Source organism: Mesorhizobium australicum WSM2073, from assembly GCF_000230995.2.
Taxonomy (GTDB): Bacteria; Pseudomonadota; Alphaproteobacteria; order Rhizobiales; family Rhizobiaceae; genus Mesorhizobium; species Mesorhizobium australicum.
Map to the genome: position 1 here is coordinate 4193096 of NC_019973.1, position 13716 is coordinate 4206811.

Annotated in this window: 13 protein-coding genes; 9 read left to right on the forward strand and 4 right to left on the reverse strand. The window is 61.9% G+C overall.

Annotated elements, in window-relative coordinates; all coding sequences use genetic code 11:
• Window positions 1-48: 48 nt before the first annotated feature.
• Both MESAU_RS20095 and MESAU_RS20100 read right to left on the reverse strand, forming a co-directional pair.
• A complete protein-coding gene (locus MESAU_RS20095) occupies window positions 49-729 on the reverse strand; it encodes a DsbA family oxidoreductase (RefSeq protein WP_015317879.1) in 681 nt (226 codons plus the stop codon).
• A 15-nt stretch (window positions 730-744) separates the two neighbouring features.
• A complete protein-coding gene (locus MESAU_RS20100) occupies window positions 745-2565 on the reverse strand; it encodes an extracellular solute-binding protein (protein ID WP_015317880.1) in 1821 nt (606 codons plus the stop codon).
• Between the two features lie 232 nt (window positions 2566-2797).
• Between MESAU_RS20100 and MESAU_RS20105 the strand changes: the two genes are divergently transcribed.
• Complete coding sequence (locus tag MESAU_RS20105) at window positions 2798-3427, forward strand: invasion associated locus B family protein (RefSeq protein WP_015317881.1); 630 nt, start codon at window positions 2798-2800, stop codon at window positions 3425-3427.
• An 82-nt stretch (window positions 3428-3509) separates the two neighbouring features.
• Here MESAU_RS20105 and hspQ read toward each other — a convergent pair whose 3' ends face one another.
• A complete protein-coding gene (gene hspQ / locus MESAU_RS20110) occupies window positions 3510-3833 on the reverse strand; it encodes a heat shock protein HspQ (protein ID WP_027142695.1) in 324 nt (107 codons plus the stop codon).
• Between the two features lie 145 nt (window positions 3834-3978).
• Window positions 3979-5193: a UbiH/UbiF family hydroxylase gene (locus tag MESAU_RS20115; RefSeq protein WP_015317883.1), complete on the reverse strand. Its 1215-nt coding sequence runs from the start codon at window positions 5191-5193 to the stop codon at window positions 3979-3981.
• Between the two features lie 114 nt (window positions 5194-5307).
• Between MESAU_RS20115 and MESAU_RS20120 the strand changes: the two genes are divergently transcribed.
• The 8 genes from MESAU_RS20120 to MESAU_RS20155 all read left to right on the forward strand — a co-directional run bounded on the left by MESAU_RS20120 (window position 5308) and on the right by MESAU_RS20155 (window position 13605).
• On the forward strand, window positions 5308-6195 hold the full coding sequence (locus MESAU_RS20120; RefSeq protein WP_041163839.1) for a DUF2182 domain-containing protein: 888 nt from the start codon (window positions 5308-5310) through the stop codon (window positions 6193-6195).
• Window positions 6196-6209: 14 nt separating this feature from the next.
• Window positions 6210-6824, forward strand: coding sequence for a DUF1326 domain-containing protein (locus MESAU_RS20125; RefSeq protein ID WP_015317885.1), 615 nt, complete (start codon window positions 6210-6212; stop codon window positions 6822-6824).
• Window positions 6825-6871: 47 nt separating this feature from the next.
• Window positions 6872-7639, forward strand: coding sequence for a phosphatidylcholine synthase (gene pcsA / locus MESAU_RS20130; RefSeq protein WP_224587278.1), 768 nt, complete (start codon window positions 6872-6874; stop codon window positions 7637-7639).
• 27 nt (window positions 7640-7666) lie between these two features.
• The gene (locus MESAU_RS20135) at window positions 7667-8644 is read left to right on the forward strand and encodes a quinone oxidoreductase family protein (RefSeq protein WP_015317887.1); all 978 of its coding nucleotides are present in this window, start codon (window positions 7667-7669) and stop codon (window positions 8642-8644) included.
• Window positions 8645-8861: 217 nt separating this feature from the next.
• Window positions 8862-10439, forward strand: a complete 1578-nt coding sequence (locus MESAU_RS20140; RefSeq protein ID WP_041163454.1) for an ABC transporter ATP-binding protein — start codon at window positions 8862-8864, stop codon at window positions 10437-10439.
• Window positions 10436-11566, forward strand: a complete 1131-nt coding sequence (locus MESAU_RS20145) for an ABC transporter permease (protein WP_015317889.1) — start codon at window positions 10436-10438, stop codon at window positions 11564-11566. Before MESAU_RS20140 ends, MESAU_RS20145 begins: the two co-directional genes overlap by 4 nt.
• Window positions 11566-12486, forward strand: a complete 921-nt coding sequence (locus tag MESAU_RS20150; protein ID WP_015317890.1) for an ABC transporter permease — start codon at window positions 11566-11568, stop codon at window positions 12484-12486. The genes MESAU_RS20145 and MESAU_RS20150 overlap by 1 nt, the downstream gene beginning before the upstream one ends.
• 51 nt (window positions 12487-12537) lie before the next feature.
• Complete coding sequence (locus tag MESAU_RS20155) at window positions 12538-13605, forward strand: BMP family ABC transporter substrate-binding protein (RefSeq protein WP_015317891.1); 1068 nt, start codon at window positions 12538-12540, stop codon at window positions 13603-13605.
• The last annotated feature ends 111 nt before the right edge of the window (window positions 13606-13716 follow it).

Genomic DNA, 13716 nt, shown 5'->3' on the forward strand with positions numbered 1-13716 from the left:
TCTTTCATCAGCTACGTCAAAATGGAGGAGAAGTGGCGTCCCCTGGCCTCAGCCGGTTTTCTCCAACTCGCCACGCGCCTTGGCCGCCGCGACCTGACGGATCGCATCGGCCAACGTGTCGGCATCCTGCGCACCCATCACGGCATATTTGTCCTCGAGCAGGAAGCACGGCACGCCTGTGATGCCCATGCGCGACGCGGTGGCGATTTCCGTGCGAACCGCCTCGACATCAGCGTCACTCGGCAAGAGCGTTTCGACAACAGCGGCGTCCATGCCGGCCTCGCGGGCAGCTTCGACCAAGACGGTGTGGTCGCCGATATTGGCGCCTTCCTCGAAATTCAGCTGGAATAGGTGGCGCACCAGTCGGTTCTGGACGTCCTCGCCGGCGGCACCGGCCCAGCGGATCAGCCGATGCGCGTCGAGTGTGTTCGGCGCCACCTTGATAGCGTCGAAGGCAAAGGAAATGCCTTCAGCTTCGCCAAGCGGTTCGATGCGAGCATGAATTTCGCGAATGCGCTCGTCGCTGCCGAACTTGGCCAGCATGTAGTCGTGGCGGTCCTTGCCTTGCGGCGGAATGGTTGGATCGAGTTGGAACGGCCGCCAGCGTATATGCACTTCGACATCGCCGGCCGCGGCGATCGCCTTGTCCAGCCGCTTCTGACCGATGAAGCACCACGGGCAGACGACGTCCGACACCACGTCGACGGTTATGGCGTTCGCTTCGCTCATCTCGATCTCCGGACTTCAGTTCGGTTTGCGCCACCATGTTGGCAGCTGATAACCGAATATGGGCGTCTTGCGCGGATGTTCCAGATAATTCCAGTAAGCAAGCCACTGCTGCGTATTGTACTGCATCGGCACCATGTAATTGCCGGAGATCAGCAGCCGATCGAGAACGCGAACCGCCGCGACGTAATCCTCTTTCGAACGGGCTCGCAGCATTGCGTCGATGGCCGCATCGATCGCCGGATCGGCGACGCCGGCGAGGTTGAACGATCCCTCGGTCCTGGCCGCGGCGGACGACCAGCGCCCGATCTGCTCAATGCCAGGGGACAACGAATTGTTGAAGCCGCTGGAGCCGATCAGGACCTCGAAATCGAAACGCTGCTTGCGCGACTGGATCTGGTCGCCGTCCAGGCTGCGGATGCTGACATTGATGCCGATCTTCTCAAGCGTGCGCTGATAGATGCCGGCCAGACGTTCTTCATCCTGCGAGGCGGTCAGAATCTCGAAGCCGAAAGGTTTACCGTCGGGATCGATCATCGTGCCGTCCTGCACATGGTAGCCGATGCTTTTCAGAAGATCGAAAGCGGTCTTCAGCACCTTGCGGTCCTGGCCCGAACCGTCCGTCACCGGCGGTTTCCAGGTGCCGTCCATGACGTCGGCCGGCACGCGGCCGGGATAGGGCGCCAGCAGCGCCTTTTCCCTGTCATCAGCCGGATGGCCGAGCGCGGAAAGCTCCGAGTTCTGCCAGTAGCTCATCGTGCGGGTGTACTTGCCGCCGAACAGGTTCTTGTTGGCCCATTCGAAATCATAAAGCATGCCGAGCGCGCGCCGAACCACGGGGTTGGAAAACTTCGGCAGCCTCGTGTTGAACAGAAAACCCGTCACGACGGGTGGAATGCCGGTATCGAAGGTTTCTGAGACAACGTCTCCCCTATGAAACGCCGGAAAGTCGAGATCGCGCTCGCGTTTCACCGGATCGCTGTCGTCGTCGATGGCGCAAAGACCCTTCTTGAAAGCTTCGAGCTTGGCGTTGGCGTTGAGAAAATACTCGATGGTGATCTGGTCGTAATTGTCGAAACCGCGCTTGGCGGGAACGTTCTTGCCCCAATAGTCGGGGTTGCGCTTGAAGACGATGCGCTGGCCGGGCGTCACCTGCGCGATCCTGTAGGGACCGCTGCCGATCAACGGCTTCAGCGTCGTCCTGTCGAAAGTGTCGATGTCGAAAGCGTGCTTGGGGATGATCGGTGTCAGCGCGATGATCAGCGGAAACTCACGATCGGCCTTGTCATTGAAGGTAAAGCGCACGCTGTGGTCGCCCGTCTTTTCGAGCTTGGCGATCCTGGCCATGCGGTCGCTGTAGGGCGGACGGCCTTTCTGCGTATAGGCATCGTAGGTGAACAGCACGTCTTCCGGCGTCACTGGCTGACCATCCGACCATTTGGCATTCGGGTTGAGATGGAATTCGATGGTCTTGCGCTCGGGATCCATGTCGGCGGTGTCGGCCAGAAGCCCATAAAGGGTAAAGGGCTCGTCGGCACTGCGCTGCATCAGCGGCTCGAAGACCAGATTGCCGTAAATCGTGTCCATCATGCCGCGCGCGGTCGTGCGCAGGCTTTTCAGGATGAAAGGGTTGAGATTGTCGAAGCTGCCGACGACGCAATAGGTAATGCTGCCACCCTTCGGCGCGTCGGGATTGACGTAGCTGAAATGGGTGTAGTCCGGCGGCAGGGCCGGTTCGCCCTGCATCGCAATCGCGTGTTTCGGCTCCGACAGCGCCGGAGGCGACGACAGGCTGAAAAACGATAATGCGGTGACCAGCCAAACAAGAACGCGGCCCATGACCGTCTCCTTAACAGGTCGGCTTGATGATTCGGTCCGCACCCTAGCATGGGGCACCTGCGTGGCGGCCAATGGCGTCGTCAAGAATTACCGGTCGGCGGGCTGGATTCGACGCCGCTTGCAGTGTAACACGCCGTCCGAAGTCATTCTGTTGCCTCATTTTGGCAACAGGTAGCTGGACCACACGGCGCGAAGAAGCCGGTCCCGGGATCATTGAGAGGAAGTGCACGACATGACGAGCCTGAACAGCAACGCGTACCGCCTGTCGGTCATGGCCGCAGGCGTGGTTGGCTTTCTCGGCGCAGGACTTCCCTCTGCTTCCGCGCAGCAGCAGCCGCAGATTCCGCAGGGCTGGTTCAAGGCCTGCACCAAGCAGGAAGACGTCGACATCTGCAATGTCCAGAACATCGTCACCGCTGGCAATGGCCAACTCGTCACCGGCGTCAGCCTGATCGAGCTCAAGGGCAAGGTGAACCGCAAAGTGTTCCAGGTGACGGTCCCGACCGGCCGCCTCGTGCCTCCCGGCATCGGCCTGCAGATCGACACCGGCAAGGCGCAGAAGCTCGACTATGTCATCTGTTTCCCGGATCGTTGCGTGGCGGAAGTGCCGCTGACCGATCAGCTTGTCGCTTCGTTCAAGAAGGGTCAGGGGATCACGCTGACCTCGATCAATTTCCAGAACCAGGCCAACCCGATCAAGATCGCGCTGCAGGGCTTCAGCGGCGCCTATGACGGCCCGCCGCTGCAGCAGTCGGACATCGAGGACCGGCAGAAGAAGCTTCAGGACTTCGTCGCCAAGAACAACCAGGACTTCGCCAAGAAGCTCAAGGACGAGCAGGACAAGGCGAAGACCGCCAACTGATCCGGCGTCGGGCATAGCGAGTCAAAAAAGCGGGGTCATGCCCCGCTTTTTTCATTTCTGGCCATACTCAGCATGACGGATGTCAGTGCCTGGACTGCCGTTTCGGCGCATAGCGCCCATCCGGCTTCTTGTCGAACATTTCCTTGATTTGCGGATGGCGGACCGGTTCTCCCGACTGATCCTCGAGCAAATTCTGCTCGGACACATAGGCGATGTATTCGGTTTCCGAATTCTCGGCGAGCAGGTGGTAGAATGGTTGGTCCTTGCGCGGCCGTACGTCGGCGGGGATGGCCTCGTACCATTCGTCGGTGTTGGCGAATTGCGGATCGACGTCGAAAATGATGCCTCGGAACGGGAACAGCCGGTGGCGAACCACCTGTCCGATCGCGAATTTGGCCGTTTTCATCGCACTCACCACTGAATTCCTTGGCTTTATTTGGCGCAGACTCCGCATCAATTCAATCCCGAGCGTCTGAGCCTTCAAGATACGCGGTATGCGCAACAAAGGTTTTGATGAACGTCGCGATACCGCGGCAAAGTCCGCAAAATCGCTACCGCTGCCGAGCCGGCTTCCGAAGGCCGCCCGCAAGTGCCGCAAAGCCGCTGCCCGGACGAAGCCCTTCCCGCATGAAGAAGGCGCGCAGCGGCGTAAAGCCGCCAAGTACACCCAGGCCAACGCCACGCGCCATCTGCGCCGGCAACATGTCCGAAAGCAGCGACATGTTGAGCAGATTGACTGCGCTGCTGCGCGCCAGAATATCGGGCCGGCGCTTGAAATCGTATGCAGCAAGGGCCGCAACAGCCCCCGGAGCCTCACGATTTTCACGCGCGATTCCAACCAGATCGTCGATATCCCTGATGCCTAGGTTGAGGCCTTGCGCGCCGATCGGCGGGAACACGTGCGCCGCCTCACCGACAAGCGCCACCCGTCGCGCCGCGAAACGCAGGGGGGTCACCGTCGACAATGGATAAATCTGGCGACCCGGCTCGACGGATACCCGGCCCAGCATCGATTGCATCTTTTGCTCGACGCGGAGCGAGAGCGTTGCATCGTCCAAAGCGGCAAGCTCCTTGGCGGTCTCTGGCTTGACCACCCAGACAAGGCTGGAGCGATTGCCCGGCAGTGGAACCTGCGTGAACGGGCCGGTCTCTGTATGGAATTCCGTCGAGGTGAAGCCATGTTCGCGGTTGTGGCCGAAATTGAGGACAAGCGCCGCCTGAGGGTAGGCGCGCGCCGCCGTCGAGATGCCCGCGGCCTCGCGGGCCGGCGACAGGCGGCCGTCGGCGGCGACCGCAAGGGACGCATCGATCTCGCTGCCATCAGCCAGCGTGGCATGCGCTTTGCCGGCGCCGAGATGCCATGCCTTCACCATGGATCTGCGCCACTCGATGCCGGAATGCGCGGCCACCTTGCTGGCAAGCGCCGGGCCAAGGACGCCGTTGGGCAGGTTCAGGCCGAACTGTTCCTCGCCGATCTCGCTGGCGCGGAAGGTGACGACGGGGCTGCGGATCAGCCGGCCGGTCGCATCGGCAATGCGCATCACCTTCAAAGGCGCGCCCTTGGACCTGATGTCCTCGAGCACGCCCAGCCCTTCGAGCACCTTCAGGGCAGGCGTCATGAGCGCCGTGGTGCGACCGTCGGGAGCCGGGGTTTCCGGCCCGGCAATCGTCACCGGAAAGCCGGCATCGGCGAAGGCAAGCGCGGCGATCAACCCCGCCGGCCCCGTGCCCGCAATCAGTATCCGCGCTGTTTTCTGATGCTCCAAGATCGGCTTCCGGTCTGCAGTTGAGAGGCGGCCACCAGACCTGCCAGTCCAAACAGGCATATAGGGCAGATCATGCGGCTTGATCAACGCGGCGATTCGGCCCATTCGGATGTCATGACCGGCCAACAGGACGACTTCAGCCATCTCGACCGCGCCGGCCGCGCCACGGCAAATGTCGCGCGCGACCCGCGTTTGACGGTCAACGTCGTCGTCTGTGCAAGCATCGCGTTGGCCTGGCTGCTGCTTGCCGCGATGGCGATACGCGGCGCCGAGGCGCGGATCAGCGCGCCGGGTGACGCTCTCCTGCGCAACCTGCCACAGCTGCCGCTGCCCGATTTCCTGGACCATTTTTTCGTTCTTTGCCTTTCGCCAGCGCCGCTGGACGCAAGCATCGGCCCGCGTGCTTTGGCACTCATCCTCATGTGGTTCCTGATGGCGATCGCCGCGATGCTGCCGTCGGCGGCACCGATGATCCGCACCTATTGCGAGATCGCCGATACGGCGCGGATCAAGCGGGCGCCGGTCGTCCATCCGCTGGTGCTGGTTGCCGGCTACCTCTGCGCCTGGCTCGCCGCATCGCTGCAGTTTGCGGCACTGACACTTGCCGTCCACGCAGTCGCCGCGTCCGCGGGGGTATTCGATCCGGTGCTTGGCGTTGCTGGTGGGCTGGCCTTGCTTGTTGCCGGCCTCTACCAGTTCAGCGGCCTCAAGGAGGCCTGCCTGACGAAATGCCGGAACCCATTCTCGACCTTGTTTTCAAACTGGAGTGCCGAGACCTTCCGCATCTTTCGGCTGGGCATCGTGCAAGGTATCTGGTGCCTGGGATGCTGCTGGGCATTGATGCTGGTGATGTTCGCCGTCGGCGTCATGAACGTCTTCTGGATGGCGCTGATCGGCGTGTTCACCCTAATTGAAAAACAAACGATGGGCAGTCTTCCAACCCGGCTGGCCGGTGCGATACTGCTTGTCTGGGCAGCCGTGCTGCTAGTAGTCTCACTGTGATTGGGGGGAATTCGATGACTGACCCGGGCTGGGCAATGAAAGGAGAGCTCGTACTCTCCTGCAATTGCACGGTTTTTTGCCCTTGCGTCTTGTCGCTCGGCAGTCACCCACCAACAGAAGGCTATTGCCAGACATGGGCGGGTTTCCGTATCGATGCGGGTCACTTCGGCGAAGTCGACCTCTCCGGCCTCAACCTTGGGCTGATCATGGAAATCCCCGGTTACATGAGCCGCGGCAATTGGACCGCGGGCCTGTTCATCGACATCAGAGCCTCGGTTTACGCGGTCAAGGCGTTGACCAAGATCTTCACCGGCAAGGCCGGCGGGACCACGTCGCTGCTCTCGATTCTGGTCGGCAAATTCCTGGGTGTCGAACAGGTGCCGATCACCTACGAGACACGAGACAAGACGCGTATCTTCCAGATTCCGAAGATCATCGACGGGGCGGTCACGCCAATCGCGGGCAAGGACCGCGACAAGGATACGGTGATCACGAATTCGGAATACTGGATCGCGCCGGAGATCATCGTGGCGAGGTCCGACAAGAGCAAGATGCGCGCCTTTGGCCGCAACTGGAATTTCGCCGGCCGATCGGCCGAGATCTGCAAGCTTGATTGGCGGGGCCCGTGAGCAAGAACACAAAAGCCCGCAAGATCGCCGGAAAGATCACCGACCGAATTCCGCGGCCGAAGAAGAAGGTCACCTGGCCGCAGGCGCGTGCGTTTTCGGTGCATCTGCTGACCGCCTCCGGTTCGTTCCTGGCTTTCCTGTCGCTGGTGGCGGCGAGCGAGGAGCGCTGGACGGCCATGTTCTGGTGGCTAGGCCTGGCGCTGTTCGTCGATGGCATCGACGGGCCGATCGCCCGAAAGCTGGAGGTCAAGGAAATCCTGCCGACCTGGTCCGGCGAACTCCTCGACAACATCATCGACTACGTGACCTACGTGCTGATCCCGGCCTTCGCGCTCTACCAACGGGGCTTCATGGGCGAGGGCCTGTCGTTCCTTTCGGCGGCGATCATCGTCGTCTCCAGCGCGATCTACTATGCCGACACCGGCATGAAGACGAAGGAGAATTTCTTCAAGGGATTCCCGGTGGTCTGGAACATGGTCGTGTTCACGCTGTTTGTCATCGAACCGGGACAATGGGTCTCGTTCGCGGTGGTGGTGGTGGCCGGCATTCTGACTTTTGTCCCGATAAACTTCATCCATCCGGTGCGGGTGAAGCGGCTGCGGCCGATCAACCTCGGCATGACGCTGTTGTGGTGTGCTTTCGGCGCGCTCGCGCTTGCGCAGGCCGCACTCGCCGCTTTCTACGACCAGATCGGCGTGCTGGGCGAGCAAGTCGGCACTTTCACGAAGATCGGAATCACCGTTACCGGGCTCTATCTCGCAACCATTGGTGGCCTCATGCAGTTCTTTCCGAACCTCGGCGCCAAAAAGGCCTGACCAGCCGCTCTTCAAGGAATCCTCTCCATGTCCAAAGCCATCCGCATCCACTCCAATGGCGGTCCGGAAGTCCTGATCCATGAGGACGCCGATCCTGGCCAGCCGGGTTCGGGGCAGATCCTGATCAGGCATACCGCGATCGGTCTCAATTTCATCGATGTCTATCATCGCTCGGGTCTTTATCCGCCGCCCGGCGGATTTCCGCTCATTCCGGGCAGCGAAGCCGCCGGCGTGGTGCTGGAAGTCGGCGGGGACGTCAATTGGCTGAAGTCGGGCGACCGGATTGCCTATGCCGTGACGACAGGCGCTTACGCGCAAGAGCGCGTCATCGATGCCAGCAAGGTCGTCAAGGTACCGGACGGCATCAGCGACGAGCAGGCCGCCGCCATGATGCTGAAAGGCATGACCGCGGAATACCTTCTGCGCCGCACCTTCAAGGTGAAGGCGGGCGACACCATCCTGTTTCACGCCGCGGCCGGCGGGGTCGGCCTGATCCTCGGCCAATGGGCGAGGCATCTCGGCGCGATGGTCATCGGCACCGCCAGCTCCACCGACAAGATCGAACTCGCCAAGGCGCACGGCTTCGACCATGTCATCAACTACAAGGAGCAGGATTTCGTCGCCGGCGTAGCAGCCATCACCGGCGGCAAGAAGTGCGACGTCGTCTACGATTCGGTGGGTAACGACACATTTCCGGCATCGCTCGACTGCCTGAAACCGCTCGGCATGTTCGTCAGCTTCGGCCAGTCCTCGGGACCCATCCCGCCGTTCTCGATGTCGCTGCTGGCGCAGAAGGGCTCGCTGTTCGCAACCAGGCCGACGCTGTTCGTCTACAATGCCAGGCGCGAGGACCTCGATGCCTCCGCCGCCGCACTGTTCGAGGTCGTGCTCAGCGGCGCCGTCGAGATCAAGATCAATCAGCGCTATGCGCTGAAAGATGCCGGCAAGGCACATGCGGACCTCGAAGGCCGCAGAACGACAGGTACGACCATCCTGGTTCCCTGACGGCAATCTGCCTGCGTTTTCAGCGCGCTGCCGCAGCCGCGAGCATGGTTTGCCCGAAAAGCCGGCCCGCCATATGCTTGTGCGAAGGAAGGCTGATCTTTGCCCTTGAGTTTCCGCTGAAATTCTTGAAGCTCTTTCAAGTTGGGTGCTGCTTTCGCACGAGAGCCGGCCGCGCATACGATGCTTGCGGGAACACAGAACATGTCCGGTAATCCGGATGGGAGGCACTGTGAGTGCAAATCATGATGGGGCGAACCTGCTCGAGGTTCGTGGCCTGACCAAAATATTCGGCACGCTGACAGCGTGCGATCATATTGACCTCAACATCGCCAAAGGTGAAATCCACGCTTTGCTCGGCGAGAACGGCGCCGGCAAGTCGACGCTGGTCAAGATGCTGTTCGGCTCGCTGGAACCCAATTCCGGCGAGATTTTCTGGAACGGCCAGGCAGTGCGGATCACCAGTCCAGGCGTTGCCAAAAAGCTCGGCATCGGCATGGTTTTCCAGCATTTCTCGCTGTTCGAAGCCCTGACGGCCGCCGAGAACATCGCGCTGTCGCTGGATGACGGCTCGCCGATCGGCAGCATCGCGGCCAAGGCGAGGGCGCTTTCCTACAGCTACGGCCTGCCGCTCGATCCGGAATCGCTGGTCGGCGATCTGTCCGTCGGCGAGCGCCAGCGCATCGAGATCATCCGCTGCCTGCTGCAGACGCCGCAGCTCATCATCCTGGACGAGCCGACATCGGTGCTGACGCCGCAGGAAGCGGACAAGTTGTTCGAGACGCTGGAACGCTTGCGCGCGGAAGGCAAATCGATCCTCTACATTTCGCACCGGCTCGAAGAGGTCAAACGCATCTGCGACCGCGCCACGGTGCTGCGGCACGGCAAGGTGGTCGGTCACTGCAACCCGCGCGAGGAGACAGCCTCATCGCTCGCCCGCATGATGGTCGGCAACGAAGTGCAGGCCGTGGTGCGCGCGCCGGTCGAGGGGATCGAAACCGCGCAGCCGCTGCTCGAAATCCTCAACCTCAACCGCAAGCCGGCAACGCCGTTTTCCATTCCGCTCAAGAACATCAGCCTCAATGTCCGCGCTGGCGAGGTGATCGGCATTGCCGGTGTCGCCGGCAACGGCCAGGGCGAGTTCTTCGAATCCGTCTCCGGCGAGGTTTTGCAGCAGGATGCCGCCTCAGTGCGCATCCGCGGCAAGAACGCCGGCAGCCTCACCATTACCGGGCGGCGCCTGTTGGGGGCCGCGTTCGTGCCGGAGGAGCGTCTCGGCCATGGCGCCGCGCCGCGCATGAAGCTCTCGGAAAACCTCCTGCTGTCGCGCCATGCCACGGACGGCAAGGCTTTTGTCGGCAGCGGCGGGATGGTCAAGAGCGGCGCCGTCTATGCCGCCTCGCAGCGCATCATCGAGGCGATGGATGTGCGCAAGAGCGCCCCGGATCCTGAAGCGGCAGCACTTTCGGGCGGCAATCTGCAAAAATTCATCGTCGGCCGCGAACTCGACCGCCGGCCAAGCGTGATGGTGGTGAACCAGCCGACCTGGGGTGTCGACGCCGGAGCCGCAGCGCACATCCGTCAGGCCCTGATCGAGCTCTCTCGCAGCGGATCAGCAGTGCTGGTGATCAGCCAGGATCTCGACGAGCTGTTCGAAATATCGGACGCGATTGCCGTCATGCACAATGGCGAATTGTCCAGGCCGATGCCGATCGCCGAAGCGACTTTCGAGAAGGTCGGCTTGCTGATGGGCGGCGCCGAGCCCGGCCACGCCGAACATACGCTGGAGACGGCATGATGCGCCTCGAACTCGTCAAACGCCCGCAGCGCTCGGCGCTGTTTTCGATGCTGTCGCCATTCATCGCCTTCGGGCTGACGATCATTGCCGGCGCGGTTCTGTTCGCTCTGCTCGGCGTCAACCCGCTGAATGCCTTCCAGATCTATTTCATCGAGCCGATCAGCCAGGTCTGGCAGTTGCATGAGCTGGCGATCAAGGCAGCGCCGCTGATCCTGATCGCTGTCGGCCTGTCGGTCTGCTACAAGGCCAACATCTGGAACATCGGCGCCGAGGGCCAGTTCATCTTCGGGGCAATCTTCGGCTCCATCATTCCCGTGTTGTTCCCGCAATTCGAAGGCCCGTTGGTGCTGCCGCTGATGCTTCTGCTCGGCATGGTCGGCGGTGCGGCCTACGCGGCGATCCCGGCCTTGCTGAAGACCCGGTTCAATACCAACGAGATCCTGACCAGCCTGATGCTGGTCTATGTCGCGCAGTTGTTCCTCGACTGGCTGGTGCGCGGCCCTTGGCGCGATCCGCAGGGCCACGGCTTTCCGCAGACGATCCAGTTCGGCGACGCGGCCGTACTGCCGGAACTGATGCCCGATGCCGGGCGCGCCAATTGGGGGTTTGTGTTCGCCCTGGTGGCCGCGGTGCTGATCTGGATCCTGATGGGCCGCATGCTCAAGGGCTTCGAGGTCCGCGTGCTGGGCTCCAGCCCAAGGGCAGGGCGCTTCGCCGGCTTCGGCCTCAACCGGATGGTGTTCTTTGCCTTCCTGCTATCGGGAGCGCTGGCCGGCCTTGCCGGCATCTCCGAAGTTTCCGGCGCCATCGGGCAACTTCAGCCCGTGATTTCGCCCGGGTATGGCTTCACGGCCATCATCGTGGCGTTCCTCGGCCGCCTCAATCCGCTCGGCATCGTCGCCGCGGGCCTGGTGCTGGCCCTGACCTATCTCGGCGGCGAGGCCGTGCAAAGCGCACTCGGCATTTCCGACAAGGTGGCGAGGGTGTTCCAGGGCATGCTGCTGTTCTTCGTGCTCGGCTGCGACACGCTCATTCATTACCGCATCCGCTTGATCGGTCTGGCGCTGACGAAACAGGAAACGCCCGCGAAGCTCGAGGCCGCACCAAAGTTGAAGGAAGCCCGCTGATGGACATCACCGTCAACATCCTCCTGACCATCGCCACGGCGGCGACGCCGCTTTTGATCGCGGCGATAGGCGAACTGGTGGTCGAACGTTCCGGCGTGCTCAACCTCGGTGTCGAAGGCATGATGGTCATGGGCGCCGTCGGCGGCTTCGGGGCCGGCTATCTGACGGGATCGCCCTGGATCGGCCTTCTGGCGGCGATCGTCGTGGGCGCGCTGTTCTCCTTGCTTTTTGCCGTGATGACGCTGTCGCTGGCCACCAACCAGGTGGCAACAGGCCTGTCACTGACGCTGCTTGGTCTCGGCCTTTCCGGCATGATGGGAACAAGCTTCGTCGGCCAGCCCGGTGTCAGGCTGCCCAATCTCGATATTCCCGGCCTCAGTTCCATACCGGTCGTGGGCAGGCTTCTTTTTGGCCAGGATCCGATCTTCTACATTTCGATCGCGCTGACGGCCGCGGTGATGTGGTTCCTGTTCAAGACGCGTACCGGCCTCACGCTGCGCTCGATTGGTGACAGCCATGCCTCGGCGCATGCGCTCGGCATCAAGGTCATCCGTTACCGCTATCTCTCGGTCATCTTCGGCGGTGCCTGCGCCGGTCTTGCCGGTGGGCATCTGTCGCTCGTCTATACGCCACAGTGGGTCGAGAACATGTCCGCGGGCCGAGGCTGGATCGCACTCGCACTGGTGGTGTTCGCGTCCTGGCGGCCATGGCGGGTACTGGCCGGCGCCTACATCTTCGGCGCGGTGTGGATCGGCCAGCTTCATGCACAGGCTTTTGGCATTCCAGTGCCCTCGCAGATGCTTTCTTCTCTGCCCTATCTGGCAACCGTCGTGGTTCTCGTTCTAATCTCGCGCAACAAGCGTCTGACGATGATGAACACGCCGGCATCCCTGGGGCAGCCATTCGTTCCGGATCGTTGACAACAAGAACAAGACGGGAAGCTCCAAGGCTTAACTCAGAGAGGTAACACAATGAAAAAACTGCTTATTGCCCTGATGACGACGACAGCGGCTTTGTCGCTGGCCGTGTCCGCGGAGGCAGCCGACAAGTTGAAGGCCTGCTGGGTCTACACCGGCCCGATCGGCGATTTTGGCTATTCCTACCAGCACGACCAGGGACGCCTCGAGGTCGAGAAGGCGCTCGGCGACAAGGTCGAGACTGCTTACCTGGAAAACGTCTCCGAAGGCCCCGATGCCGATCGCGCTTTCGAGCGCCTGGCGCGCGAAGGCTGCAAGATCATCTTCGGCACCTCGTTCGGCTTCATGGACGCCGAAGTGAAGGTCGCCAAGAAGTTTCCCAAGGTGATGTTCGAGCACGCCACCGGCTACAAGACCGGGGACAATCTCGGCATCTACAATGCCCGCTTCTATGAAGGCCGCTACGTGCTCGGCCAGATCGCCGCCAAGGAATCGAAGTCCGGCGTCGCCGGCTACATCGTCTCCTTCCCGATCCCGGAAGTGGTGATGGGGATCAACTCCTTCATGCTCGGCGCGCAGTCGATCAATCCGAACTTCAAGGCCAAGATCGTCTGGGTCAATTCGTGGTTCGATCCGGGCAAGGAAGCCGACGCCGCCAAGGCGCTGTTCGACCAGGGCGCCGACATCATCGTCCAGCACACCGACTCGACCGCGGCCCTGCAGGTGGCCGAGGAGCGCAAGCTGCACGGCTTCGGCCAGTCGTCCGACATGATCAAGTTCGCGCCCAACGCGCAGCTGACCTCGCTGACGGACGAATGGGGTCCGTATTATATCAGCCGCGTGCAGGCGGCCATCGACGGCACCTGGAAGCCGGACAATGTCTGGCTCGGCATCAAGGACGGCGCGGTCAAGCTCGCGCCCTACACCAACATGCCCGACGACGTTAAGGCGATGGCCGAAGCGACCGAAAAGAAGATCGCCGGAGGCTGGAACCCCTTCACCGGGCCGATCGCCAAGCAGGACGGCTCGGCATGGCTGAAGGACGGCGAGGTCGCCGACGACGGCACGCTGCTCGGCATGAATTTCTACGTCAAGGGCGTCGACGACAAGTTGCCGCAATAAGCAGCACGCCACGTCTCTATGGGAAGGGCGCCGCGAGGCGCCCTCAGATCGCTGACAAACCCCGTCTATTTTAGGCGGGGTTTTGTTTTATGCGACTGAACGTGTTTGCGA